The organism is Hymenobacter lapidarius (genome assembly GCF_001816145.1).
Classification (GTDB): Bacteria; Bacteroidota; Bacteroidia; order Cytophagales; family Hymenobacteraceae; genus Hymenobacter; species Hymenobacter lapidarius.
The window spans coordinates 21,146-44,518 of sequence record NZ_MDZB01000142.1 but is presented as its reverse complement, the minus strand read 5'-3'; the positions used below and the strand labels follow the sequence as shown (position 1 = coordinate 44,518).

Below are 23,373 nucleotides of genomic sequence, written 5' to 3'. Positions count from 1 at the left end.
TTATTTTATTAAAGCCAAACCAGCCGCCAAAACACCCAAAACCCGTGTTTACGGGCTTTTCCTGCGTAATTTTGGGCACTAGCCTTTCCGCTCCCAATGAACCTGGCCCTGTTTTTTGACCCGCTGCCGGAAACGCTGACTGCTGCTACGCCTGCGCCCACCACGCTAGCCGCCTACGCCACCCGCTTCACCGAAAACTTCCCCGACTGGCGCAACGCCGACCTTGCCCTCATTGGCCTGGACGAATGGCGGGGCAGTGCCGCCGGCCCGCCCCACGCCAGGCACCACGGCGCCAACGAGGTGCGCCAGCGCTTCTACCAGTTGCAAAAAGGGACCGGCGCGGTTCGGTTCGTGGATTTGGGCAACCTCCGCCCCGGCCTTACCTTGGAAGACACCTACCAGCGCCTGCGCGAAATAATTGGGGCCCTGCTGGAAGAAAACACAGTGCCGCTGCTGCTCGGCGGCAGCCACGACCTGGACTACGGACAGTTTCTGGCCTACGAAAGCCAGGACCGCGCCATAAGCTTCGCGGTGGTGGATGCCCGGCCTGACATGGCCGAGCCCGGCCCCGGCACCCCGCCCGAAGACAGCCACCTGCGCCGCCTGCTGGTGCACGAGCCCAACTTTGTGTTCAGCCTGGCGCACCTGGGCCACCAGCAGTACCTCACGCCGCCCGAGGTATTGGTGGCCCTCGAAAAGCTGCATTTTGAAACCATGAGCGTGGGCGAAGTGCGCGCCGACCGCCGCCTGGCCGAGCCGCTTATCCGGCAAGCCGAGTTTATGAGCGTGGATATTGCGGCGCTGCGCTGGCAGGACGCCCCCGGCTACTACCCGGCCAACCCCTTTGGCCTGGGCAACGAAGAAGCCACGCAGCTGTGCTGGTACGCGGGCCACAACGAGCAGCTCAGCTCCTTCGGCCTCTACGGCTACCGCGCCGACCAGGACCCCCACGGCCTGGCCGCCGCCACCGTGGCCACCATGCTGTGGTACTTTGTGGAAGGATTCTACCACCGCCGCCCCGAAACGGGCTTCGGCACCTTCCGCTTCCTGACCTATACGGTGGTGCTGCCTGGCAACCCCGACAAGCTGGTGTTCTACAAATCGCGCCGCGCCGATAAGTGGTGGATGGAAGTGGAGCGCCTAGGCGACAACGCCGTGAAGCGCGTGGTGCCCTGCACCTACGAAGACTACCTGAACGCGTCGCAGGGCGACCTGCCGCAACGCTGGATTCGACTGCAGGCCTTGCTGGGGTAGGGTTTAGTTGTCAGTTGCTCGTTGTCAGTTAGTAGTCTTTGTTTTTTTAGAATATAGGAACGAGTATGAGCCTGACAACGGACAACGAGCAACTGACAACCAAAACGTACACCCGCAGCCAGCTGGCCCTGCGCAACGGCCAGGACCGCGACGAAATATGGGTAGCCTACCAGGGCCAGATTTACGACGTGAGCCGCTCGCGCCTGTGGCGGCGCGGCAACCACTACGAGCACTGGGCCGGCCAGGACCTTACCGCCGAGCTTGACAAAGACGCCCCGCACACGGCCCACGTGTTCGACAATTTCTCCGTCATAGGTTTGCTGAAATAATCTTCTTTGCATGACTACCGAGTCCGCCTCCCAGTTCAACCACCTCGAAACCCTGTCCACGGCCGACCTGCTGGCGGGCATGAACCAACTCGACCACACCGTGCCCCAAGCAGTGGCCAAAGCCCTGCCGCAGATTGAGGCCCTAGTTGAGGCCGTGGTGGGGCGCCTGGGAGCGGGGGGCCGGTTGTTCTACATTGGGGCCGGCACCAGCGGCCGGCTGGGCGTGGTAGATGCCTCGGAATGCCCGCCCACATTTGGCGTGCCGGCCGGGCGAGTGGTGGGCATCATCGCCGGCGGCGACTCCGCCATTCGCCAGGCGGTGGAAGGAGCCGAAGACGATGCCGAACAGGCCTGGAAAGACCTGCAGGCGTACAATATCACGGCCAACGACGCGCTGGTGGGCATTGCCGCATCGGGGCGCACGCCCTACGTCATTGGCGGGCTGCAGCAGGCCCGCGCCGCGGGCCTGGCCACGGGCTGCGTGGTCTGCAACGCGGGCTCGGGCGTGGCGGCCGCGGCCGAGTTTCCGGTAGAAGTAGTGACCGGGCCAGAGTTCCTTACCGGGAGTACCCGCCTGAAAGCCGGCACCGCGCAAAAGTTGGTGCTCAACATGCTCACCACTGCCACCTTCATTCGCCTGGGCCACGTGAAGGGCAACAAAATGGTGGACATGCAGCTATCCAACCTCAAGCTGGTGGAGCGCGGCGAGCGAATGCTGATGGAAGAGCTCGGCATTGACGCTGCCGAAGCAGCGCAGCTGCTTAAGCAGCACGGCAGCGTGCGAGCCGCCCTCACAGCACGCCTCTGATGAGGTTGAATGCGCACACCGTGGTCCCCAAATTTGGCGCGTGGCTGTTGCTACTGGGTCTGCTTCAGTTTGGGCTACTGTTTTTATTGTATCAGCCCCTCCCCACCTGGCTCGACACTCCGGCGGTTGATATTGCTTACAATGCGCTGTTTGCCGCCAACAGTATGGCATTGGCAAGCTTGGCGTACAGGTACTTCCGGTGCCGCCGGATAAAGCTGGGCGTGCTGGCCGCAATAGCGGCGTTTCCGGGCTTGTTGTTCTGGGCGACCATCTTGGCCAGCCTATTGGCGAACCGAGCAGCCGAATAGGGAGTTTAAGCAAGAGACATTTGCTCCGCCAATCTGCTTCCGAAAAGAAGCTCGATTGGACTACCCTACTGCCCCATGCACACCATTGAGCCCCATTACAACTGGATAGACCAGTATTCGGCTTCCGAAGACGCCCGCTCGCCCCTATTCGAGGCCGAAAACAGCCTGGAATCCTACACCAACACCATTTACGGCTACTACATTCACCCCCAATGGGATAGCATGGGGTCGGACACGCTGTTTCTGAAAATTCTCTTTGCGGATTACGACGACGGCATTGCCATCCTCGAATTCATTGGCGAGTGGAACGATGCCATCGAAAACGACATCATGGAGCTCAAGCGCAACATCGTGGATGTGCTCGTGCACGAAGGCATCCGCAAGTTTATTCTGGTGGGCGAGAACGTGTTCAACTTCCACGGCTCCGACGATGACTACTACGAGGAATGGTACGAAGACGTGGAGGACGGCTGGATTGCGGGCGTCAACTTCCAGGAGCACGTGCAGCGCGAAATGAAGCAGTACAACGTCGACAATTACGTGAACTTCGGCGGGCAGCTCGACGACCTGCCTTGGCGCACCTACGAGCCGCGCCGCCTCTTTGAAGTGGTAGACGGCCTGCTGAACCGCCGGCTGGGTGCTCCCGAAACCACGCTGGAGTAGATGCAAAAAAGGCCCCACCGTTACCGGTGGGGCCTTTTTGTTGCCGTTTGGCTAAAAACTAGCGCTTAACTTCTTCGGCAGGAGTTTCGGTGGCAGGAGCCATGTTGTCGGCGGCATTCTCCATAGCATCCGACTTGGCGTCGGCCGAGTCACGCACCATGTCAGCTTTGTCTTCCATAGCATCAGCCTTGGCTTCGCCAGCAGCTTCTACATTGTCAGCAGCAGCTTCCATGTTTTCTTCTTTCTTGCTCTCGCACGAAGTGAACGAGAAGGAAGCAGCGGCCAGGGCGAGGAACAATACTTTTTTCATCTTGATGTTATTTTGATTGTGGGTTGAAATTTCGAAGCTAGAATTGAAGGCTAGCCGAAGCAAACCTTCAAATTCGAGGCTTTATACCCAGCCCGGCAGAAGGTAACCCGCTGCTCTTACTTTTTTTTCAGGCAGCAGCCTTCGCTACCCGACGCAGGGTTCTACTTTTTGCGGAATACGATGCCGATGGGCACGCCTGTGAAGTCGAAATGCTCGCGCATGCGGTTTTCCAGGTAGCGCGTGTAGTTGGCCTGCACGTACTGCGGCAGGTTGCAGAAGAACGCAAACACGGGGTTGTGGGTGGGCAGCTGCGTGGCGTACTTGATGCGAATCATCTTGCCCTTGAGCGCGGGCGGGCCGTACTTCTCAATCTCCTTCAGCATGATGTCGTTTAGCTGCGAGGTTGGGATTTTGCGCCGCTTGTTGTGGTACACTTCAATGGCTGTTTCAATGGCTTTGTGCACGCGCTGCTTGTTGAGCACGGAAATGAAAATAACGGGGATGTACGCAATGGGCGCAATCTTTTCCAGAATTTTCGCCTCGAAATCCTTGGCCGTGTTCGTCTCCTTGTTCTCCACCAAATCCCACTTGTTCACCAGAATAACGATGCCTTTGCGGTTCTTATCGGCCAGGGTGATGATGTTCACGTCTTGGGCCTCAATGCCGCGGCTGGCGTCGAGCATCACAATGCAGACGTCGCATTCTTCCAGAGCGCGCAGGCTGCGCATGTTGGCGTAGAACTCGATGTCCTCGCTCACCTTGGCCTTGCGGCGCAAACCGGCGGTATCCACCAGAATGAATTCGTTGCCGAACGCATTGTAGCGCGCCGAAATAGAGTCGCGGGTGGTGCCGGCAATCTCGGTCACAATGCTGCGGTCTTCGCCCAGCAGCAGATTCACGAGACTGGACTTGCCCACGTTGGGGCGGCCTACTACGGCAATGCGCGGGATTTCGGACTCGGGCTCTTCCACGCCGGGCTCCTCGAAGTGGGTCACCACAGCATCAAGCAGCTCGCCCGTGCCGTGACCGTTGGCGCTGCTGATGGCGTAGATTTCGCCGTCGCCGAGGCCGAGCGAGTAGAACTCGCCCACGCCGTTGGCGCGCAGGTTGGTATCGGCCTTGTTGGCCACCATGTAAATAGGCTTTTTGGAGATGTAGCGCCGTAGGATGTGCGCAAATTCCTCGTCGAGGCCGTGCACCCCGGCTTCGGCATCCACCATGAACAGGATTACGTCGGCCTCTTCAATGGCCAATTTCACCTGCTTGTTGATTTCGCCCTCGAAAATATCTTCCGAATTGTGCACGTAGCCGCCCGTGTCGATGACGGTGAAGTTCTTGCCAATCCAGTCGCCGTAGCCGTAGTGGCGGTCGCGGGTTACGCCGCTCTCGTTGTCCATGATGGCCTTGCGCTGGCCCACGAGGCGGTTGAATAGCGTGGATTTGCCCACATTGGGCCGCCCCACGATGGCGATGGTGTTTTGCTTAGACATATAATGTGGTCCCAGCCGCCGACCCGACCTAGGTTCGGCAGTGCCCGGGATGTTTTAGTTTGAATCGGTCGGAAAAATCGTCTTTCATCCTGAGCGGCGCAAAGGACCTTATCACGTTTGCGCGGTTTGGATTACTGCAACTCGGGTTGCGGTGATAAGGTCCTTCGCGCGCTCAGGATGACAGTTGTAGTGGTTTATTGATAGCCGAAACGGCTCAGCGCTTTGGGGTCGGTGCGCCAGTTCTCGTTCACTTTCACGTAGAGCTCCAGGAACACCTTTTTCTGGAAAAACTTCTCCATCTCCTCGCGGGCCCAGGTGCCTACTTTTTTCAGGGCCTCGCCGCCCTGGCCGATGATGATGCCCTTCTGGCTGTTGCGCTCCACGTATATAATGCCGCGGATACGAATAATGGTTTCCTCTTCCTTAAATTCTTCGATAACTACTTCGCAGCTATAGGGAATTTCCTTTTTGTAGAGTTTGAAGATTTTCTCGCGCACCATTTCGGCGGCGAAGAAGCGTTCCGGCTTGTCGGTTAGCTCGTCTTTGGGGTAGTAGCCGGGGTGAATGGGCAGGCGCTCGAGCACCATGGCCAGCACGCCTTCGGTGCCGAAAGCGTTGAGGGCGGAGATGGGGAGCACCTCGGCGGCATTGGGCAGCTGCTCACGCCAGTAGGCCAGCTTGGCTTCCACTTCTTCCTGGTTGGCCTGGTCTATTTTATTGACCAAGAGGATGATGGGCGTGTCCACCATTTTGCGCAGGCGCTCCACTACGGGCTCTTCGTCGTGCTTCTCGTAGATATCGGTCACGAAGAGCACCACATCGGCGTCTTCCAGCGAGGAGTACACGAACGACATCATGGCGTTGTGCAGCTCGTATTTGGGCTGGATGATGCCAGGCGTATCGGAGTAAATCAGCTGAAAATCTTCGCCGTTGAGAATTCCGAGGATGCGGTGGCGGGTGGTTTGGGCCTTGCTGGTAACGATGCTGAGCCGCTCGCCCACCAGGGCATTCATGAGCGTGGACTTGCCCACATTGGGCTTGCCAATGATGCTCACGAAGCCGGCGCGGTGGGGTTTAGTTTCGGGGTTCACGATGGATGGGTTTGATAATCAGGGCCGCAAAGGTACGAAATTTGCAGGGCAAAAGCTATGGCCGGGCCAAACACGGCCACCGCCCGCCCCGGCAATGGGCATTGGGAATGCCACTCTGCGGCGCTACCCCGACTCCGCAGCCGGCGCGCCCGCGCCCAAGGTGCCAAACCTAGCCGGTGCTAAAGTGGTTGCTTACCTGCCCGCAGGTAGTCCGCGTGGCGCTGCCGACCTTTGCTTTGATGAACCCGTCCACTCCTGCCTCCGACACTGCTGCCGCGCCCACCCCAGCCGCAGCGGCCGCCACCATTACCGCCCGCCGCATTGGCGTGCTGCTGGTTAACCTCGGCACGCCCGACTCGCCCAACACGCCCGACGTGCGGCGCTACCTTAACGAATTCCTGACCGATGGCCGGGTGGTGGACATGCCGGCGGCCATCCGCTACCCGCTATTTCAGGGGCTGGTGGTGCCGCTGCGGGCGCCCAAGTCGGCCAAAATCTACAAGGAGCTGTGGACGGAGCGTGGCTCACCGCTGCTCTTTCACGGCCTCGACCTCAAGGAAAAGGTGCAGGAAGTGTTGGGCGATGGCTACGTGGTAGCCTTTGGCATGCGCTACCAGAACCCCAGCGTTGAGAAAGCACTTGAAGAGTTGCGGACTGCCAACGTTGAGCGCATTATTGTGCTGCCGCTGTTTCCGCAGTACGCCTCGGCCAGCACGGGCTCGGTGCAGGAGAAGGTGATGGACATTGTGAAAGACTGGTGGATAGTGCCCAGCATCAGCTTCATCAGCCAGTTTGCCACCGAGCCGGGCTTCATTGCCACCATCGCGGCGCGGGGCCGGGCCGAGATGGAAAAGCAGCACTACGACCACATCGTGTTCAGCTACCACGGCATTCCGGAGCGCCACGTAAAAAAGGGCGACCCCACCAGCTACTGCCGCTTCGGCAGCTGCTGCGACACCCTCACGGACCAGAACCAGTACTGCTACCGCGCCCAGTGCTTTGCTACGTCGCGCTTGGTGGCGGCGGAATTGGGCCTCGCACCCGACCAATACACGGTGTGTTTCCAGAGCCGCCTGCAAAGCCGCCTGCGCGACCCCTGGCTGCAGCCCTACACCGACGAGGCACTAAAGGAAATGCCCGCCAAAGGCATTAAAAACGTACTGGCCTTTTCGCCCGCTTTCGTGGCCGACTGCCTGGAAACGACCATTGAGGTCGGCGAGGAATTCAAGGAGCTGTTTGAGGAAACGGGCGGCGAGCACTGGCAGCTGGTGCCCTCCCTGAACTCGGAGCCGCAGTGGGTGGACGCTGTGGCCGACATGATTCGGCGGAACTAACGGCGCAGCTTGGGCAGCTCGCGTAGCGTGAAGTGCACCCCCACTTGCCCCACCAGTCCGCTGCTCATGCCCACCTCGACTGGACCGCCGTTGCCGATGAAGGCTTGGGCGCCAAAGGTGGTGGACAGGTTTACCCGGGGTGACAAGCGGTAGCCATATTGAAATCCGGCCTGCAAGAACGAAAGCTGCCGGCCGCCATAATCCACCGTATTCACGGGGCCACCCAACGTATCGGCGCCCACCTGCGTGAACCGGTGGTAGTAGGCTCGCCCCACGCGTAGGCCGAAGCTCCAGGTTTGGCGGTCTTCCATCAGGTGTATCGTGGGCTGTACGTAGGCGTACGTGTAGCGCACCCGGTAGTCGACTGCTGGGGTTGCCTCGCTGCCTTCAAAGCTGGCGCCGCTGCTACCAGACCTGCCACCGCCGGTAGCCAGGCCGCCGTGCATTCCCAGCCGCCAAAAGCCATTCGGCGAGTTGTAATAATAGCCCAGGCCCAGGTCGGCCGAACGTAGTTTGTGGCTGCCCTGAGCGCGGCCGTACGTAAGCAACGCCGTGTGCACCACCAATTTGTCAGTAACCTGGTACCCCGCCTGTAACTCGGTGCCACTGAAGCCGGTGGAGAGACGGGCCTCGGCCTGCCCCCGGTCCCGAATCATGGGCAGGTACGGAACGTGGGGCGCAAGTGTAACAGCGCACCCACTCAGGGCACTAGCAGCGCAGCTCAATAGTAGAATTTGCTTCATAACGCCAAGAGCTGTCTGACCCACAAAAGGTTGCACGCCGCGATATTAGCGACCCCGGCGGTAGAAAGCGCCCGCGTCGTAGGAGTTCTGCTCGTAGAACTGCTCATCCGTTCCGGCACTTAGGCCCAGCGCCCGCAGCATGGCTTCTTCGTAGTCGCGGGTGATTTGAATTTCGCTATAGGGCGGGTATTGCAGCACGGTTTCGGCGTTGAGGGCGGGCACGAATACGTTGTCGTCGTCGGCATCGAGCGAAGCCACGCCGATGGGCAGCAGAATGTGGTTTTCGTGTGGGCCGCGTTGGAAACGGGCGTCCAACTCCACGTCCAGGTAGCGCACTTTCAGGGCTTCGGGCTCCACTATCAGCTCGTACACGCTGCCAAGGGCGCGGCCGTCGCTGCCGCGCACGGCCCAGCCGCGCACGTCGGGGTTGTCGTCGGCTACTTCAAAATCGGTGAGGTCGCGCAGGCGGCGCAGCACGGGGGTTGCCATGAGTTCTTGCAGTTAGAGAGGTTGTTGGGCGGGTTCGCTCAGCACGCGCACGGCGGCGGCGGCCTGGGTCAGGAACTGTTTGTTTTGCTGCTGCTCTGCGGCCGTAGCGCTGCGGCCCGAGAGCTCACCAGACAGGCGCACCAAGTCGTTGGCGGTGCCTTCCAGCGCGGGGTACGCTTTCTGCTGCATGGCCCGGATGAGGGAGGCGGCGGCCACAAACCCGGGGCGCAGACTGGCATTGGCCTCACCCAGACGACTGGTGGCGCTGGTCAGGTTGTCGCGGTTTTCGGTGATGGTGGGGTCGCGGAATTCGTTGCGGTCGGTGAGGGCGACCAGGATTCCCGACAGCTTTTGCAGGCCATTCAGGGCATAGGTTGGGGCGCTGGGGTCGGTGGCAGCCTGCGCAGCCAGGGTAGCGGGGCTGTAATCCGTAGCGTCTTGGGTGAGGCCAACGGAATCGGGCGGCGCGGCCGCGGGGTCGCCCAGAGGCGAGGCGGCGCGCAGGGAATCCGTGGCAATGGAATCGCCGGGGGCTGCTGCCATGCCCGTGCTGGTACCGGGCGCGGGCTCGTCGGCGGGGTCCTGGCGCAGAAAGAAATAGCCGGCCACGGCGAGTGCCGCCGCCGCAAGCAGCACCAGAATCCAGGGACTAGGCGCTGATTTTTTACGTTGAATGTTGATGTCCGCCATAAAAGCAAAGTGGTTGATGCTTCGCCTTACGAAGCAGGCCGAAAAATAGCCATTTTACGCTGCTTGTGCGGGGCTATAGAAGCCCGCCATAAAATGATGGATGAATACAGAGTACAGGCATCCTCTTTACCCCCTGTCATTTTGGAGCAGATTCGCAGTTTATTGTAGCGCGAAGGAGTGCTTCGCGCTTTGGGGCCGCAACTGCCCTGTTATTCCACATCTCCCGCCAAATCGGCGGCTCACGCTACACATATTTCTACCTCGGCCAGGGCGCCCTGATTGCGCCGGGGCTACGGGTCAGTTCTGAGCGCATTCACCGGCGCTTCCTACACTGAGGCAAAAAAAGGACCCCGCCGAATGCAGCTTGATAACGGCATTGGGCGGGGTCCTTTTTCAGGCGGGCAAAATTATTTGTCGCTCTTTTTGCTCTGGAGCTCTTTGTAGGTCTGCTGCGATATTTTGTATTGGTGCTCTACGGTGCGGCGCAGGGGGCCGCTCAGCGTTTTGTCATCCAGCGCTTCCTGGTAAGCTTTCAGGGCCCACTCCTCGCCGTAGATGTTGGAGCCGAGGATGGCCTGCTCGTCGTAGCCAGTCACCACGGCTTTGGCATCCATCCAGACGCGGTAGAACTTGCCTTTGAAAGTGGTGCTGTCCTGGCGGCTGCTGCCTTGCTGGCTCAGGTACGCATTGAGCTGGTTGGCAAACTGCTGGCTCTGGCCCACCAGCTGCTTGTAGTAGCTGCGCATTTGCGTGTCCTGGGTTTCGTCGGCGGCGCGCTGGTAGCCCTCAATTCGGTCGTTCACGAAGTACAGCAACTCGTTTAGGGTTGCGGCCGAGCCATTGGCTTTGCGCTTCCGGGCGGTGAGGTAGCCCGCGCCCAGTGCCAGCAACGCACCGCCCACTACTTTTTGAGTGGTGCTGAGCTTATTGAAGCCGTTGATGGTGGAGCTACCTGCGTTTTTCAGCGACGAGGGCACTTTGCCCAGCAGCTCGGACACGTTGCCCTGCTTGAGCCATTGCTGCGCCTGACCGAGCAGGTTATTAGCCGCCCGGGAAGTGGTGGCGGAAGGTGATTGGGACTGATTCATTTTTGTTGAAGAAACATAGTGGAAATATGTCCTTGCTTACGAGAAATTGAACCAATACGTTAGGTCGAGCTTGCACTCGTGCCTAACAGCGCACGCTTTATGCCTTCACCGCTACCGGGCGGTAGAGCTTGGCCAGTTGCGCCACCGCGTAGTCTACTTCGGCGGCGGTGTTCATTTTGCTCATCGAAAACCGCACCGATGCCCGGGTGGGGTCGCAGCCCAAGGCTTCGAGCACGTGCGAGCCGGCCTGTGCCCCGCTGGTACACGCCGAGCCACCCGAAGCGGCCACCTTGCTAATGTCCAGATTGAATAGCAGCATTTCGTTGATGGCCGATTGCGGCAGGCTCACGCTCAGCACCGTGTATAGGCTGTGGTCCGGCTGCGCCGAAAGGCCATTGAACTGCACGTCCTCAATTTCGGCGCGCAGCTTGTTCACAAACCGGTCCTTCAGCCCCTGCACATGCGTTTGGTGTGCCGCCAAGTCGCGCACCGCAATTTCCAGGGCCTTGGCCAGGCCCACAATGCCGTACACATTCTCGGTGCCCGAGCGCGCGTTGCGCTCCTGCGAGCCGCCGTGAATGAGCGGGCTTACCTGCACGCCGCTGCGGGTATACAAAAAGCCCACTCCTTTTGGCCCGTGAAACTTGTGCGCCGAGCCCACCAGAAAGTGGGTTTTCAGCTGCTGCACGTCGTGGCGGTAGTGGCCCATGGTCTGCACCGTGTCGGAATGAAACACAGCATCGTGCTGCGCACAAATCTGCCCGATGGCGTCAACGTCGTTGAGGTTACCAATCTCATTATTGGCGTGCATCAGGCTCACGAACGTGCGCGACTGCCCCGCCAGCAATTCCTCCAAATGACCAAGGTCAAATGCCCCTTGGGCATCGTGCCGCAAGTAATGCAGCTCTATTTCGCCCGTTTTAGCCAGGGCCTGCAGAGGGTGCAACACCGCGTGGTGCTCCAGCCGCGAGGTGATGGCATGTTTCAAGCCCAGCGTGCGAATGCTGCCGAACGCGGCGTAGTTGTTCGCCTCGGTGCCGCCGCTGGTGAAGCAGATTTCGGCCGGCGCGGCGTTTATGAGGTGCGCTACGGTCTTGCGGGCGTTTTCGATGGCCGCGCGCACCTGCCGGCCGGGACCGTGCAGGCTGCTGGGGTTGCCGTAGTGCTGGCTCAGGAAAGGCAGCATGGCTTCCAGCACCTCCGGGTCGAGGGGCGTGGTGGCGGCGTTGTCGAAATAAACGAAGGCGGGGGCAGCGGGAGCAACGTGGGTCATGGGGTGAGGGTAAGAACAGAAGTTGCCGGACGTGGGTGCGCCCGGCAATTCCAATGTAGCGTTGTGCAAACGTCGGACATTTGGCCGAAACCTGATGAATCTGGCCCTGGAGACTTCCAGCCGGCCGCAACGGCCGGGTCTGCTCCCTCCCCGCTTGCGGCGCGGCTTAGGCCTTCACCGCAATGATTTCCTTGATGTCACCGATGATTTTCTGAGCCAGATAATCTGCCGTGGAATTAGAATCAGACTCGGCGTAGATGCGGATAATGGGTTCGGTATTGGATTTGCGCAGGTGCACCCACTCCTTATCGAACTCAATCTTCACGCCGTCAATGGTATTCACGGGCTGCTTGGCGTAGCGCTTCTCCATCTGGGCCAGCACGTCGTCGGTGTTGATTTCGGGCGTCAGCTCAATCTTATTCTTGGAGATAAAGTAGCTGGGGTAGGAATTGCGCAGCCGGCTCATGGTCAGGCCCGACTTGGCCAGGTGCGTGAGAAACAGCGCAATGCCCACCAACGCGTCGCGGCCGTAGTGCAGCTCGGGGTAGATAATGCCGCCGTTGCCCTCGCCGCCAATCACGGCGTTGGTCTGCTTCATCATGGTCACCACGTTCACCTCGCCCACGGCGGCGGCGGCGTACTGCCCCCCGGCTTTCTCGGTCACGTCGCGCAGGGCGCGGGTGCTGCTCAGGTTGCTCACGGTGTTGCCGCCGCCAAGGCTTTTCAGCACGTAGTCGGCCACGGCCACCAGGGTATATTCTTCGCCGAACATTTCGCCGTTTTCGCTCACCAGGGCCAAGCGGTCCACGTCGGGGTCCACCACGATGCCCACGTCAAAGCCGCCTTTTTCCAGCACCTTGGCAATGTCGCGCAGGTGCTCGGGCAGCGGCTCGGGGTTGTGAGCGAAATCACCAGTGGGCTCGCAGTGCAGCTTCTCCACGGTGGTCACGCCCAGGGCTTCCAGCAGTTGCGGCACGGCAAAGCCGCCCGACGAGTTCACGGCGTCCACCACCACCCGGAAATTCCGGGCCCGAATGGCTTCCACATCTACCAGCGGCAACGCCAGAATGGCTTTGATGTGCTTTTTGAGGAAAGTAGCGTCCGTGCTATACTGGCCCAGCTTCGCAACGGTGGCAAACTCAAAATCTTCGCTTTCGGCAAAAGCCAGCACCTGCTGCCCATCAGTTTCCGAAATAAACTCCCCCACCGAGTTCAGCAGCTTCAGCGCGTTCCACTGCTTGGGGTTGTGCGAGGCGGTGAGAATGATGCCGCCCGCCGCCTTCTTGGCCGGAACGGCCATCTCCACGGTTGGCGTGGTGCTCAGCCCCAGGTCGCACACGTCCAGGCCGAGGCCTTGGAGCGTAGCGGCCACGAGGCGGCTCACCATTTCACCCGAGATGCGGGCGTCGCGGCCGATGACGATAAGCTTGCTGTCGGTGGCCTGGGTCTTCACCCACGTGCCGTAAGCGGCGGCATACTTCACCACGTCGAGAGGCGTCAGGCCCTGCCCAACGGGACCGCCGATGGTGCCGCGGATGCCGGAAATTGATTTTATAAGAGTCACGAGGTAGCTTAGTTGAAAGTACAAATTTAGGCACTGGCCGCCGGTTGGCGGTACCAACATTTATCTTTGGAACAATGGAAAACACCACTTCAGCCCCTAGTGTTCTGCTTACCAGTGCCCGGCGCCCCGAACAATTGGCCGCCTTTGGCCGCCTGCTCGACGTGCTGGACCGCCTGCGAACCGAGTGCCCCTGGGATAAAAAACAAACCCTGCAAACGCTGCGCCACCTCACCATCGAGGAGACCTACGAAATCAGCGACGCCATTCTGCGCGACGACTTGCCGGACCTGAAAAAGGAGCTGGGCGACGTGATGCTCCACCTTCTTTTTTACGCCCGCATTGCCGCCGAAAAAGGTGCCTTCGACATCGCCGACGTGCTCAACGCGCAGTGCGAGAAGCTTATTTACCGGCATCCGCACATCTACGGCGATGTGCAGGCCCACGACGAAGACACCGTGAAGCGCAACTGGGAGCAGCTCAAGCTCAAGGAAAAAGGTAATACGAACGGGGTGCTGGGCGGCGTGCCCACCTCCCTGCCCGCTTTGGTGAAAGCCATGCGCATTCAGGAAAAAGCCCGCGGCGCGGGCTTCGATTGGGAGCAACCGGAGCAGGTGTGGGAAAAAGTAAAGGAAGAATTAGGAGAATTTGGCGACGAGTACAGCCACGGCCAACCCGAGCGCATGAACGCCGAGCGGGCCGCCGACGAATTCGGCGACTTATTATTTTCCCTGGTCAACTTTGCGCGCTTCGCCGGCATCAATCCCGAAGAAGCACTTGAACGCACCAACCGCAAGTTTATCAGCCGATTTCAGTACCTGGAAACGGCGGCCACGGCCAACGGCCAACGCCTGGCCGACCTGACCCTGACCGAGATGGATGTGTATTGGGAGCAAGCCAAAGGACGCCCCGCCCAACCCTCCAGTGCGCCTTAACGTTGCTACGTTTCTACCACGTTTTCGCGTCTTCTCTGTTGGCTTCGGCCAAGTTTTCTTTGGTCAGGCCGCTGTTTTTGGTTAGGTTTGCCCAGCAGAAGACCGCTCAGTGCGTAGCTTAGACTCCGGTTAGTACCGTTTCAGTCCTTTAGTACGGGCTTATCAATTGTTCTTTCACGGGGTTCTGCGGCCCTAACCGATTTTTTGCTTTTTCTTTACCAACTCAATTCAACTACTTCACTCAACAACCCCAAACACTCCAGAACAATGGAACAGAAAAATGCCATGAATACGAGCCCACGGCCCGCCGCAACGGCCGCCAAAGCCGAAGCCCAAAGCAGCGGTGGCGCCTCGCTGTTCTCCGTCGTGGTTATCGTACTAGCCTATATTGTCAGCCTTCTCGTTTACAAATATGTCTTTGGTGATGGCAGCCACTTTCAGGGCGGCGACAACAAGATGAACCCCCTGCCCGGTGATTACCTCGGCATTGTTTACAAGGGCGGCTTCGTAGTGCCCATCCTAATGTCGATGCTGCTGATGGTGATTACCTTCTCCATCGAGCGCATGCTTACCATTGGCAAAGCCAAAGGCAGCAAGAGCATTGAGTCGTTCGTGCGCACCGTACGTCAGAAACTGAATGCCAACGACATCAACGGTGCCCTCGTTGCCTGCGACCAGCAGAAAGGCTCGGTAGCCAACGTGGTGAAAGCCGGTCTGATGAAGTACAACGAGATGTCGCGTGAAACCACCATGGCCACCGACCAGAAGGTGCTCGCCATCCAGAAGGAAATCGAAGAGAGCACCGCGCTCGAATTGCCCATGCTGGAGAAGAACCTGGTTATCATTTCGACCTTGGCTTCTATCGCTACCCTGACGGGTCTGCTCGGTACCGTATTTGGTATGATTAACGCCTTCGCCGCTCTGGCGCAGGCCGGCAGCCCCGACGCAGTAGCGCTGGCAAACGGTATTTCGGAAGCTCTGATTAACACGGCTCTCGGTATCGGTACGTCAGCTCTCGCCATCGTAGCCTACAACTACTTCACCAGCAAAATTGACGAGCTGACCTACAGCATCGACGAAGCGGGCTTTAGCATCATCCAGACCTTCGCCGGTCAGCACGGCAACAATGCCAACGCTGGCCAGCCGGTTCGCACGGTTTAATCCCGTCATTTACTGATGCACTAAAATGCGGGGCGATTCGTTCAGTAGAACAGGACGAATTGCCCCCTTTTAATCCCACCTCGCAATGCCTAAAGTAAAACCGCACCGTACCTCGCCGTCGCTCGATATGACGCCGATGGTGGACCTGGCCTTCTTGCTGGTGACGTTCTTCATGCTCACCACCAAGTTTGCCCCCGAAGAGACGGTCGTAGTGGATACGCCCTCGTCTATTTCGGAAATTAAGCTGCCCGAGAGCAACGTTATTACCCTGACCATTGACAACAAAAAGCGCGTGTTTTTTGGCGTCGATGACACGAAGACAAAGATCCAAGCCCTGCAGAAGGTGTCGGCCAAATACGGCGTCAACTTCACCGCGGAGCAAGCCAAGGAGTTCGGCAACCTGCCCAACTTCGGCTTGCCCATCAGCCAGCTTGCTTCTTACCTCAACGTGGAGCGAGAGGAGCGCAAGCAGCTAAACGCGCAGCAACCCGGCGTTCCCATCGACTCGCTCAACAATCAGCTCATTGATTGGGTAATCGAAGCTCGCAAGGCCAATCAAGCCCTCTTCAAGAAGCCCACTTATATCGCTATCAAAGGCGATGGCAACGCCGATGTACCAACGGTGCAGGCAGTTATCAAGCTTCTGCAGGAACGCGACATCAACCGTTTCAACCTCATCACGGACCTGGAAAATAAGCCCGTTGCAGCTGCTAAATAAACCCCAGCAGCACGCACGAGCCAACCGTTATCCAGTTCATTCACTTCACTAAATCCCATGGGAGAAATTCAAGGAAAAGCCGATTCCGGTGGGAAAGGTGGGAAGAAGCGGGCCAAAAAAATGTCGACCAGAATCGACATGACACCGATGGTGGACTTGGCCTTTCTACTGCTCACCTTCTTCATGTTGACTACCACCTTCGCCAAGCCTAACGTGATGCAGCTCACGATGCCGGTGAAGAAGACGGACGACGTAGAGGACACCAAAATCAAGAACTCGCAGGCCATGACCATCCTTCTTGGCAAGGACAACAAGGCCTACTATTACTACGGCATGAACACGCCGACCGACCCTTCCGTGCCGAAGCCTGAGTTGAAGGTTACGAACTACTCGGCTACCGGTATTCGTCAGATTATCATGGAGCGCCAGCGCCAGCAGCCGGAGCCTATCATCCTTATCAAAGCAACCGCTGACGCCAAGTATAAAAACATGGTGGACATTCTGGACGAGATGAACATCACGAACCAGAAAAAGTATGCATTGGTGAAGATTCCTCAAGTAGACCTGGACCTTATTAAAGAATCCGCCCTATGATGGATAACTCGCAAATCGCCAAGGCCAGCCTAAACGACATCGTTTTTGAGGGCCGCAACAAGGCATACGGAGCCTACGTGCTGCGCCGCTTGTACCAGCGGCACGTTACGCGGGCTTTGATTATTGCCACGGCGTTGTTTCTGCTGCTGATTTCTTTTCCGCTCATTTCGCAGTATCTGAAAGACAAGATGCCGAAAGAGCCCAAGAAAAATCTGCAGGAGAACGTGCTGATGGACGCTCCTCCCTTGGACGAAACCAAGCCACCGCCCCCCCCCGCGCCCCGCGTCGTTTGTCAGCACCCAGCGAATGGCCTCGCCGTTGGCGAAGTTCAGGTTCTTGGCCGGGTCAAACACCGCGGCTATCTCATCGGTCATGGGCCCGATGTACACCGGTTGGTTGCCGTGCAGCTGCGCGGGCAAATCCAGAAACTGCCGCGCGAGGCGGGCATCAACAACTTCAAGTAGCGGCATGGAAAGGACGCAGAAGGCAGGGCAAAACTACCATCCCCGCACCAGGGCGGGTTTTGTAAACGATGCCACAAAGAAACACCCCACCGCCCGCTTACGGCCGGCGCAGCACCGTGAGCAGGGTAGCGCCGCCCGCCTCCACGGTGTGAACCCGCCGCCCCATAGCCACCGGATACGGCCCGGGGTGCCAGCGGTGAATGCTGAAATAATACTCCGCTTCGGCCGGCGCCACAATCTGCAGCCGGGCACGTGCTGCCGGCGCCAGCATTTTCGAGTTGATGAGCAGCGTGAGCGCCGTGCGCTCGTCCATACCCACCGTCAGCACCGGGCGCGGGTCGTGCGCCAGCACCCATTCCAGTCCCTGCCGCGTGGCCAGCCCCCAGTAATCCCGCTCAAAGTGCTGCTCCACAACCCGGCCGGGCAGAAAGCTGAAATACGCATATTGAAACGGGTGCTCGGCCACCATGCGCCACGCCACCTGCGCGGTGCCCAAGCCTAGAACCAGCAGCCCGCCCGCTGCCGCGCCCACCAGCCACGGCCGGCCCCGCCCCGCCCCATGGCGCCGCCACACCGCCACCAACGCACGCAGCCCCCGCACTGCCAGCAGCACAAAGGCCGGGTAAATAAAGTACAGATGCCGCCACCCGTCATAGATAGCCGAGTGCAGCACCACTACCCCCACCAACGGCCCGAAAAACCACGCCAGCACCAGCAAGTCGCGCCGCGCACTCATCCGCCGCAGCCACCGGCCCGGCCCCACCCGCACCGCCTGCCTGCCCAGCGCCGCCACGCCTGCCACAAAAAGCACCGTGTACGGCACCGGCGTAGTGATGAGCACCCACACGGGCGCATAGTGCCAGGGCAGCGCCTGAGTAGCCACAAACTCGCCCCAATAAAACACCTCCAGCGGCTTGGCATACTGGCTAAAGCTGCGCAAAGCGGCCAGGAAATGCGCCAGCGGGCTCTCCCATAAGTACGGCCATCCCAGCACCACCAGTGCCGCCAGCACCGGCACATACAGCGCCAGCGCCCGGGCCAGCTGCCGCCGCCGCACCGGCCGGCAGCTCATTTCCAGGGCACCAAACCCCAGCGTGAGCAGCGGCAGCAGCACGCCCATGGTGCGCACATCAACGGCGGCGGCAGTAGCAGCGGCGTGCCACAGGGCTCGGCCCAGCGTGGGCCGCCGCAGCAGACGCGTGAGCGTGAGCATGCCCAGCGCAAACAGGCTCAGAAACACAACGTCCTTGTAGTTGTAAAACGCCTCCGCAAAAATCCGCGGCGACAGCACCAGCAGCCCCGCTCCCACCAGCCCCCAGCGCCAGCTGGCCAGCCGCTCTCGCCCCAGCCGGTACACCGCCCACCCCCCAGCCACAAACAGCAGAAAGCCCACCAAATGCCGCCGGTAAGCCCATTCCGCCGGGTCCGGGCCGGGCCACACGGCCTCCAGCACCACCAGCGGCAGCATAAACAGTACGCCGTGGTCGGCGTCGCGGTGCCGGCTCAGGTCCGGAATATCGGCCAGCCGCGGCTGGCGCTGGGCCAGGGCGGGCGCCAGCCGCAGGGCCACGTACTTGGCGCTCACAAAGGCGTTGAGGCGGTCGGCGGGCTCGTCCCAGCTCATCCCATAGTCGCGGTGCAGGGCCACGCCCAGCAGAGCCAGCAGTCCGAAAAACAGGCCAGCCACCTTCCGGCGCGAAACAAAAAAGGAGGACAGAGGGCGCACAGACACAAAAATGCAGCAGCGGCAGTGGGCTACTTTGCTGCCTGCAAAGATGCGCCGCTCAGTAGCATGCACTGGCTATAACAGCAAAACAAAACAGCCACCCGGCAGGAAGCTGGGTGGCTGTTGAATGGTGTGGGAAGTAAAGGATTCGAACCTTCGACCTCTGCCGTGTGAAAGCAGCGCTCTAAACCAACTGAGCTAACCTCCCGGGGTTATTTGTTTAAACCAATGTTTAAACCAAAAACAAAACAGTCACTTAGTATTGCTGCTAAGTGACTGTTCATCAGTGTGGGGGATACTGGGTTCGAACCAGTGACCCTCTGCTTGTAAGGCAGATGCTCTGAACCAGCTGAGCTAATCCCCCGTGGTTGTTTCCATTTGGGATTGCAAAGATGGGGGGTCTTTTTGGAAGCACCAAACAATTTTTCGTTTTTAATGGCTTCGCTTCCCGTGTTTAAAAGACCCTGAAGCAGCAACAATTTCATTTTCAGGCAGACAAAACACCTCAGCGTCGGCAAAAAAATATTTGATTCCGGTAGCTCTCGTCGGAAAGCAACGTATTCTCAACAGGTCCGTTAAGCACGGCAAGTCCTTTGCTCATCCCTTACATTTTCTTTGCCATGGAATCCCAACTCCTTCAGAATTATTCGGAAACCGAAAAAACCGCTTACCTGAGTGCTATTGCAAGCCTAGCCACTGCCGACCGCCAAGCGTCGGGAGCAGAGCTAGAGTTTCTGCAGGCCCTGGCCCAGCAGTCCGGGCTATCGGGCGGTGCCACCCAGCAGGTGCTGGCCGCCGCGCAAGACTCCACCAATCAGACAATTCAGCAAAACCTGGACGCCCTGAAAGGCAGCGACCTGCGCTTTTCACTCATCACCGACCTCATCAGCTTCGCGCGGGCCGACGGCTCCTACGCCAACGAAGAGGAAGCCATGATTACTAAGATGTCGCAGTACCTGGGCATCAACCAGCAGCAGCAGCAAACCCTGGAAACCGTGGTCGACCAGGCGGCCAAGGTTCAGCACAATCCCGAAGACCCCGCCAAGGAAGGCTTCTTCAGCGGCATCGGCGACAAGCTTTCCAGCGTGGGCATTCCCAAGGGAGCCCTGCTGGGCGGCCTGTTGGGCGTGGTGGCGCCCATGGTTATTTCCCGTGTAATGGGCGGCGGCCGGGGCCAGAGCCAGGGCATGGGCGGCGGCATGATGGGCGGCCTGGGCGGCGGCGGTAGCTTGGGCGGCCTGCTCGGTGGCGCGGCCAACAGCGGCCTGGGCGGCATGCTCGGCAGCCTGCTGGGCGGCGGCATGCTGGGCGGCATGATGGGCGGCGGCAACACCGCATCCCAGCAAGGCTCGGGCATTGGCAGCGGCGGCCTGGGCTCCATGATGTCCATTCTCGGCGGCTTGGGCGGCCAGCCCAACTCCCAGCCCCGGCAAGCCGGTGGCGGCGGCCTGGGCAGCCTGTTGGGCGGCGGCGGTAGCATGGGCGGCCTGCTCGGTGGCCTGCTCGGCGGCCGGTAAGCCATCTAACTTGAACTGAGTTGTCGTCTTAAATCCTATTCGGAACCAAACGCCAATAAACCAGACTTCTTTCTGAGCTATGAGCAGAGAAGGCCATTCATTCGAATGGCCTTCTCTGTGCGCTATGTAGTCGGTTTGAGCAACTGCTTGCTCCGGCCGCAACTTCTGCGCTTAGCTCTTCACAGCATTCACAGCGGGCACTGGCGTGGAGGAGAACAGTCCGCCGTGGTGCTCTACCACCTCCACCAGCCGGTAGTTGAGGTCTTCTTTCACATCCAGGTACTCATCGTAGCTGGTGGTTTCCACAAAGTACTGCACGGTTACTTCTTTGCCAGTGGGCGTAAGGGCACTGAATTTCATTTGCACGTCCTGGGTAACCAAGGAATGTGCTTTCATGATTTCCAGGGCGTCGGCGATGATGGCGTGAAGCTGGGCACTGGTGGTGCAGTGGTCGAAGGTGAGCGAAAAGCCCACGCGGCGGGAAGTGCGCAGCGAAAGGTTGTCGAGGGGCTTATCAATCATGCTTTTATTTGGCACGGTGAGGTAGCTTTTCTCGGCGGTGCGCAGGCGGGTGCTGCGGAAGCCAATCTTTTCCACTGTGCCGCTCACCGGGCCGCCGTCACGAGGTCGCCCACCCCAAAAGGCTGGTCCAGAAAGATGGTGAAGGAGGCAATGAGGTTTTCGAGGCTCTCTTTGGCCGCAAACGCCACCGCCAGCCCGCCAATGCCCAGCCCGCCCACCAGGGCAGTCACGTTCACGTTGAAGACCTGCCCCAGGGCTATCAGCGTGGCCACGATGATTAAAAACACCTTCAGCAAATCCTTGGCGAAGGGCAGGAACTGGTTGTCCAGCCGGGTGGGGCCGGACGCGACGCGCAGGGTAGCGCGGCGCGAAATCACGAGCAGCGCAAAATCGACGAGGCGCAGGGCCACTTGCGCCGCCGCCACAATGAAGGCCAGGGACAGCAGGCGCAGCAGCAGCACTTCGTGCCACGGCAGCTGGCCGGCGGCAGCCACGGCCGTGGGCCCGTGCGGGTACGTGAGCGTGGCGCCGGCCAGCTGCAGGGTAACCACCAGCAGCAGCACCGAAAGCGGCTGGATCAGCAGACTGTGGAGTTCGTCTTCGCTCACGCCGCCGGTGTAACGCTTCGTGAGGGCGAACAGCAGCTTGCTCAGCAGTCGCGAAAAGAGCCGGCGAAAAACGCTGCCGACCAGCAAAATGAGCGCCGCCACCAGGTACTGACCGACGGTGTTGCTTAAAAATTCGTACTGTAAAAACGCGGAAAGTGTCATGCAGTCAGGCCAACCGGGAAGGGATTGGCAGTATTTAGTCGGTGAATACGGGCCTGGGCGAACTACTTCTTTAGCCAAAGCCCCACGGCCGGTGCGCGGCGCGGCTTATTTGGCCCGGATGGCAATAACCGGGTCGAGGTTGGCGGCCATGATGGCCGGTACGATACCGGCAATCACGCCGATGCCGACGGATACCAGCAGGCCCAGAATGATGCGCCCCGCCGACATGCCGAGCGGCAGGGCATCCTGCGGCACCAGCGTCACGAGCCACACCAGCAGCAGGCCCGCCAGGCCCCCAATGAGGCAGAGGCACACGGCCTCGAACAGAAACTGAAACAGGATAAAGAAGTTCTTTGCCCCCAGCGACTTCTGGATGCCGATGATGTTGGTGCGCTCGCGCACCGACACGAACATGATGTTGGCAATGCCAAAACCGCCCACCAGAATGGCAAAGGAGCCAATGATGCCCCCCACCACGCCAATCACGCTAAACAACTGGGTGATTTGGCCGGCAATCATTTCGGGGCGGTTCAGGGCAAAATTGTCGTCCTGCCGGGGCTTGAGGCCGCGCAGGTTGCGCATAACGCCCCGCATTTCGTACTCCAGGTCGAGCAGCCCGGCGTCTTCATCACGGCCCTTCACGCCAATGCGGGGCGAAGGGCCACCCATGCCGGTAGTGCTCAGCCCGAATATCTTGACAAACGTGTCGAAGGGCACCAACACGTTGGTGTCGTTGCTCGGCGTATCGAGCAGCTTTTTGCCCTCCTTCTCCATCATGCCGATGATGACGAAGGAGAGGCCGCGCATCTTGAACTCGCGGCCCAGCGCACCACCCTGCGGGTACAGGTTTTCGGCGATGGTGGCCCCGATAATGGCCACCGGCCGGGACGACGCCATTTCCTGGTTGGTGAAGTAGCGGCCGTCTTCCAGCGGCACGCTGCTTACCACGCGGTAGTCGTAGCTCACGCCCTGCACCGCGCAGTCAGACACCGAGTTGGAGCCGGCCTTGAGCGTGTTGCCGCTTTTGGCGGCAAAAATAGCAATGCCTTTATTATTGGCGCTAAGCTGCTTACGCAGCGCCTGAAATTCCCGCACCGAGGGCACGGGCCGGTTGAAATACTTCCACCAGGGGTAATCGGGGCCGAACGTCCAGGGCCATTTTTCAACATAAATCACCTTGTCGCCCACAAAATTCATGCTGCTCCGGATGTTGGACTCCAGCGAATCGACGATGGTGAAGACGGAGATGATGGAAAAAATACCTACTGTGACCCCCAACAGCGACAGGATGGTGCGTAATAAGTTGGACTTGAGCGCGTCCCAGGCGAAACGAAAGCTTTCTAGAGTGAGGCGAAGAGTCAGCATAAAGGGGTGAATACCCGTAAGGAGTAGTATCCGAAGTCAAAAGACGGAAAATGCCAGCAAAGTTGCGGCGAATGGTGACGCAAGCACGGTGAGTTTGCCCGTGGGCCAATTGGCTTACAGGCGTTTCGCTACGCGGCCCGCCGGATGCTGTGCAGTGTCCAAAATGAGGA

General features: G+C 59.6%; 25 protein-coding genes and 2 tRNA genes. 12 read left to right on the top strand and 15 right to left on the bottom strand.

All coding sequences use genetic code 11. The features are described 5' to 3' along the window. Positions 1 to 96 precede the first annotated feature (96 nt). The 5 genes from BEN47_RS16555 (at position 97) to BEN47_RS16535 (ending at position 3,362) form a co-directional block, all read left to right on the top strand. Positions 97 to 1,254 carry an arginase family protein gene (locus BEN47_RS16555; protein WP_070729841.1) on the top strand — a complete coding sequence of 386 codons (1,158 nt, stop codon included), beginning with the start codon at positions 97 to 99 and terminating at the stop codon, positions 1,252 to 1,254. Positions 1,255 to 1,319: 65 nt separating this feature from the next. Continuing rightward, positions 1,320 to 1,583, top strand: a complete 264-nt coding sequence (locus BEN47_RS16550) for a cytochrome b5 domain-containing protein (protein ID WP_070729838.1) — start codon at positions 1,320 to 1,322, stop codon at positions 1,581 to 1,583. 10 nt (positions 1,584 to 1,593) lie between these two features. After that, positions 1,594 to 2,391 carry an N-acetylmuramic acid 6-phosphate etherase gene (gene murQ / locus BEN47_RS16545; protein WP_070729836.1) on the top strand — a complete coding sequence of 266 codons (798 nt, stop codon included), beginning with the start codon at positions 1,594 to 1,596 and terminating at the stop codon, positions 2,389 to 2,391. A gap of 5 nt (positions 2,392 to 2,396) precedes the next feature. Continuing rightward, the gene (locus tag BEN47_RS21210) at positions 2,397 to 2,699 is read left to right on the top strand and encodes a hypothetical protein (RefSeq protein WP_139147387.1); all 303 of its coding nucleotides are present in this window, start codon (positions 2,397 to 2,399) and stop codon (positions 2,697 to 2,699) included. A 75-nt stretch (positions 2,700 to 2,774) separates the two neighbouring features. After that, the gene (locus BEN47_RS16535; RefSeq protein ID WP_070729833.1) at positions 2,775 to 3,362 is read left to right on the top strand and encodes a hypothetical protein; all 588 of its coding nucleotides are present in this window, start codon (positions 2,775 to 2,777) and stop codon (positions 3,360 to 3,362) included. A gap of 58 nt (positions 3,363 to 3,420) precedes the next feature. Here BEN47_RS16535 and BEN47_RS16530 read toward each other — a convergent pair whose 3' ends face one another. From BEN47_RS16530 to era, 3 genes are all read right to left on the bottom strand, one after another. Continuing rightward, positions 3,421 to 3,672: a hypothetical protein gene (locus tag BEN47_RS16530; RefSeq protein ID WP_070729987.1), complete on the bottom strand. Its 252-nt coding sequence runs from the start codon at positions 3,670 to 3,672 to the stop codon at positions 3,421 to 3,423. A 161-nt stretch (positions 3,673 to 3,833) separates the two neighbouring features. Continuing rightward, positions 3,834 to 5,162 carry a ribosome biogenesis GTPase Der gene (der, locus tag BEN47_RS16525; RefSeq protein WP_070729831.1) on the bottom strand — a complete coding sequence of 443 codons (1,329 nt, stop codon included), beginning with the start codon at positions 5,160 to 5,162 and terminating at the stop codon, positions 3,834 to 3,836. Between the two features lie 194 nt (positions 5,163 to 5,356). Beyond that, complete coding sequence (era, locus tag BEN47_RS16520) at positions 5,357 to 6,253, bottom strand: GTPase Era (protein ID WP_070729829.1); 897 nt, start codon at positions 6,251 to 6,253, stop codon at positions 5,357 to 5,359. 239 nt (positions 6,254 to 6,492) lie between these two features. Here era and hemH point away from each other — a divergent pair, with 239 nt between their 5' ends. Further along, positions 6,493 to 7,587, top strand: a complete 1,095-nt coding sequence (gene hemH / locus BEN47_RS16515) for a ferrochelatase (protein WP_083322524.1) — start codon at positions 6,493 to 6,495, stop codon at positions 7,585 to 7,587. On the opposite strand, the gene BEN47_RS16510 is transcribed toward hemH, so the two are convergent. From BEN47_RS16510 to glmM, 6 genes are all read right to left on the bottom strand, one after another. Then, the gene (locus BEN47_RS16510) at positions 7,584 to 8,330 is read right to left on the bottom strand and encodes a hypothetical protein (RefSeq protein ID WP_125921734.1); all 747 of its coding nucleotides are present in this window, start codon (positions 8,328 to 8,330) and stop codon (positions 7,584 to 7,586) included. The genes hemH and BEN47_RS16510 overlap by 4 nt on opposite strands. Before the next feature lie 45 nt (positions 8,331 to 8,375). Further along, positions 8,376 to 8,819 carry a PRC-barrel domain-containing protein gene (locus BEN47_RS16505; RefSeq protein WP_070729825.1) on the bottom strand — a complete coding sequence of 148 codons (444 nt, stop codon included), beginning with the start codon at positions 8,817 to 8,819 and terminating at the stop codon, positions 8,376 to 8,378. Positions 8,820 to 8,831: 12 nt separating this feature from the next. Beyond that, the gene (locus BEN47_RS16500; RefSeq protein WP_070729822.1) at positions 8,832 to 9,509 is read right to left on the bottom strand and encodes a hypothetical protein; all 678 of its coding nucleotides are present in this window, start codon (positions 9,507 to 9,509) and stop codon (positions 8,832 to 8,834) included. Positions 9,510 to 9,916: 407 nt separating this feature from the next. Beyond that, a complete protein-coding gene (locus tag BEN47_RS16495) occupies positions 9,917 to 10,597 on the bottom strand; it encodes a ferritin-like domain-containing protein (RefSeq protein ID WP_070729820.1) in 681 nt (226 codons plus the stop codon). Between the two features lie 97 nt (positions 10,598 to 10,694). Beyond that, a complete protein-coding gene (locus tag BEN47_RS16490) occupies positions 10,695 to 11,870 on the bottom strand; it encodes a cysteine desulfurase family protein (RefSeq protein ID WP_070729818.1) in 1,176 nt (391 codons plus the stop codon). Between the two features lie 166 nt (positions 11,871 to 12,036). Next, positions 12,037 to 13,434: a phosphoglucosamine mutase gene (glmM, locus tag BEN47_RS16485; protein WP_070729982.1), complete on the bottom strand. Its 1,398-nt coding sequence runs from the start codon at positions 13,432 to 13,434 to the stop codon at positions 12,037 to 12,039. Positions 13,435 to 13,508: 74 nt separating this feature from the next. Between glmM and mazG the strand changes: the two genes are divergently transcribed. From mazG to BEN47_RS16460, 5 genes are all read left to right on the top strand, one after another. After that, positions 13,509 to 14,366: a nucleoside triphosphate pyrophosphohydrolase gene (gene mazG, locus BEN47_RS16480; RefSeq protein WP_070729816.1), complete on the top strand. Its 858-nt coding sequence runs from the start codon at positions 13,509 to 13,511 to the stop codon at positions 14,364 to 14,366. Between the two features lie 267 nt (positions 14,367 to 14,633). Then, on the top strand, positions 14,634 to 15,527 hold the full coding sequence (locus BEN47_RS16475; protein WP_438830506.1) for a MotA/TolQ/ExbB proton channel family protein: 894 nt from the start codon (positions 14,634 to 14,636) through the stop codon (positions 15,525 to 15,527). An 85-nt stretch (positions 15,528 to 15,612) separates the two neighbouring features. Continuing rightward, complete coding sequence (locus BEN47_RS16470) at positions 15,613 to 16,245, top strand: ExbD/TolR family protein (RefSeq protein WP_070729814.1); 633 nt, start codon at positions 15,613 to 15,615, stop codon at positions 16,243 to 16,245. Between the two features lie 57 nt (positions 16,246 to 16,302). Continuing rightward, on the top strand, positions 16,303 to 16,839 hold the full coding sequence (locus BEN47_RS16465) for an ExbD/TolR family protein (RefSeq protein WP_070729811.1): 537 nt from the start codon (positions 16,303 to 16,305) through the stop codon (positions 16,837 to 16,839). Next, entirely contained in the window at positions 16,836 to 17,303 is a 468-nt protein-coding gene (locus BEN47_RS16460) for a hypothetical protein (protein ID WP_125921733.1), read from the top strand. The genes BEN47_RS16465 and BEN47_RS16460 overlap by 4 nt, the downstream gene beginning before the upstream one ends. A gap of 97 nt (positions 17,304 to 17,400) precedes the next feature. Here BEN47_RS16460 and BEN47_RS16455 read toward each other — a convergent pair whose 3' ends face one another. The 3 genes from BEN47_RS16455 to BEN47_RS16445 all read right to left on the bottom strand — a co-directional run bounded on the left by BEN47_RS16455 (position 17,401) and on the right by BEN47_RS16445 (position 19,393). Next, positions 17,401 to 19,029 carry an ArnT family glycosyltransferase gene (locus BEN47_RS16455; RefSeq protein WP_125921732.1) on the bottom strand — a complete coding sequence of 543 codons (1,629 nt, stop codon included), beginning with the start codon at positions 19,027 to 19,029 and terminating at the stop codon, positions 17,401 to 17,403. A gap of 133 nt (positions 19,030 to 19,162) precedes the next feature. Continuing rightward, positions 19,163 to 19,237 (bottom strand) — tRNA-Val (locus tag BEN47_RS16450). A gap of 81 nt (positions 19,238 to 19,318) precedes the next feature. Then, positions 19,319 to 19,393, bottom strand: a tRNA-Val gene (locus tag BEN47_RS16445). Between the two features lie 256 nt (positions 19,394 to 19,649). On the opposite strand from BEN47_RS16445, the gene BEN47_RS16440 reads away from it, so the two are divergent. Next, positions 19,650 to 20,546, top strand: a complete 897-nt coding sequence (locus BEN47_RS16440; protein WP_070729979.1) for a TerB family tellurite resistance protein — start codon at positions 19,650 to 19,652, stop codon at positions 20,544 to 20,546. A gap of 171 nt (positions 20,547 to 20,717) precedes the next feature. On the opposite strand, the gene BEN47_RS22540 is transcribed toward BEN47_RS16440, so the two are convergent. The 3 genes from BEN47_RS22540 to BEN47_RS16425 all read right to left on the bottom strand — a co-directional run bounded on the left by BEN47_RS22540 (position 20,718) and on the right by BEN47_RS16425 (position 23,203). After that, positions 20,718 to 21,155, bottom strand: coding sequence for a mechanosensitive ion channel family protein (locus BEN47_RS22540; RefSeq protein WP_070729804.1), 438 nt, complete (start codon positions 21,153 to 21,155; stop codon positions 20,718 to 20,720). Next, positions 21,152 to 21,838, bottom strand: a complete 687-nt coding sequence (locus BEN47_RS22535) for a mechanosensitive ion channel family protein (RefSeq protein ID WP_070729802.1) — start codon at positions 21,836 to 21,838, stop codon at positions 21,152 to 21,154. The genes BEN47_RS22540 and BEN47_RS22535 overlap by 4 nt, the downstream gene beginning before the upstream one ends. A 105-nt stretch (positions 21,839 to 21,943) precedes the next feature. Beyond that, positions 21,944 to 23,203: an ABC transporter permease gene (locus BEN47_RS16425; RefSeq protein WP_070729800.1), complete on the bottom strand. Its 1,260-nt coding sequence runs from the start codon at positions 23,201 to 23,203 to the stop codon at positions 21,944 to 21,946. Positions 23,204 to 23,373 lie beyond the last annotated feature (170 nt).

Bases quoted from the DNA above. Each gene is read 5' to 3' on its own strand.
- BEN47_RS16555 (WP_070729841.1), top strand. From the start codon at position 97: ATGAACCTGGCCCTGTTTTTTGACCCGCTGCCGGAAACGCTGACTGCT.
- BEN47_RS16550 (WP_070729838.1), top strand. From the start codon at position 1,320: ATGAGCCTGACAACGGACAACGAGCAACTGACAACCAAAACGTACACC.
- murQ (WP_070729836.1), top strand. From the start codon at position 1,594: ATGACTACCGAGTCCGCCTCCCAGTTCAACCACCTCGAAACCCTGTCC.
- BEN47_RS16535 (WP_070729833.1), top strand. From the start codon at position 2,775: ATGCACACCATTGAGCCCCATTACAACTGGATAGACCAGTATTCGGCT.
- BEN47_RS16530 (WP_070729987.1), bottom strand. From the start codon at position 3,672: ATGAAAAAAGTATTGTTCCTCGCCCTGGCCGCTGCTTCCTTCTCGTTC.
- der (WP_070729831.1), bottom strand. From the start codon at position 5,162: ATGTCTAAGCAAAACACCATCGCCATCGTGGGGCGGCCCAATGTGGGC.
- hemH (WP_083322524.1), top strand. From the start codon at position 6,493: ATGAACCCGTCCACTCCTGCCTCCGACACTGCTGCCGCGCCCACCCCA.
- BEN47_RS16510 (WP_125921734.1), bottom strand. From the start codon at position 8,330: ATGAAGCAAATTCTACTATTGAGCTGCGCTGCTAGTGCCCTGAGTGGG.
- BEN47_RS16505 (WP_070729825.1), bottom strand. From the start codon at position 8,819: ATGGCAACCCCCGTGCTGCGCCGCCTGCGCGACCTCACCGATTTTGAA.
- BEN47_RS16500 (WP_070729822.1), bottom strand. From the start codon at position 9,509: ATGGCGGACATCAACATTCAACGTAAAAAATCAGCGCCTAGTCCCTGG.
- BEN47_RS16495 (WP_070729820.1), bottom strand. From the start codon at position 10,597: ATGAATCAGTCCCAATCACCTTCCGCCACCACTTCCCGGGCGGCTAAT.
- BEN47_RS16490 (WP_070729818.1), bottom strand. From the start codon at position 11,870: ATGACCCACGTTGCTCCCGCTGCCCCCGCCTTCGTTTATTTCGACAAC.
- mazG (WP_070729816.1), top strand. From the start codon at position 13,509: ATGGAAAACACCACTTCAGCCCCTAGTGTTCTGCTTACCAGTGCCCGG.
- BEN47_RS16475 (WP_438830506.1), top strand. From the start codon at position 14,634: ATGGAACAGAAAAATGCCATGAATACGAGCCCACGGCCCGCCGCAACG.
- BEN47_RS16470 (WP_070729814.1), top strand. From the start codon at position 15,613: ATGCCTAAAGTAAAACCGCACCGTACCTCGCCGTCGCTCGATATGACG.
- BEN47_RS16465 (WP_070729811.1), top strand. From the start codon at position 16,303: ATGGGAGAAATTCAAGGAAAAGCCGATTCCGGTGGGAAAGGTGGGAAG.
- BEN47_RS16460 (WP_125921733.1), top strand. From the start codon at position 16,836: ATGATGGATAACTCGCAAATCGCCAAGGCCAGCCTAAACGACATCGTT.
- BEN47_RS16440 (WP_070729979.1), top strand. From the start codon at position 19,650: ATGGAATCCCAACTCCTTCAGAATTATTCGGAAACCGAAAAAACCGCT.
- BEN47_RS22535 (WP_070729802.1), bottom strand. From the start codon at position 21,838: ATGACACTTTCCGCGTTTTTACAGTACGAATTTTTAAGCAACACCGTC.
- BEN47_RS16425 (WP_070729800.1), bottom strand. From the start codon at position 23,203: ATGCTGACTCTTCGCCTCACTCTAGAAAGCTTTCGTTTCGCCTGGGAC.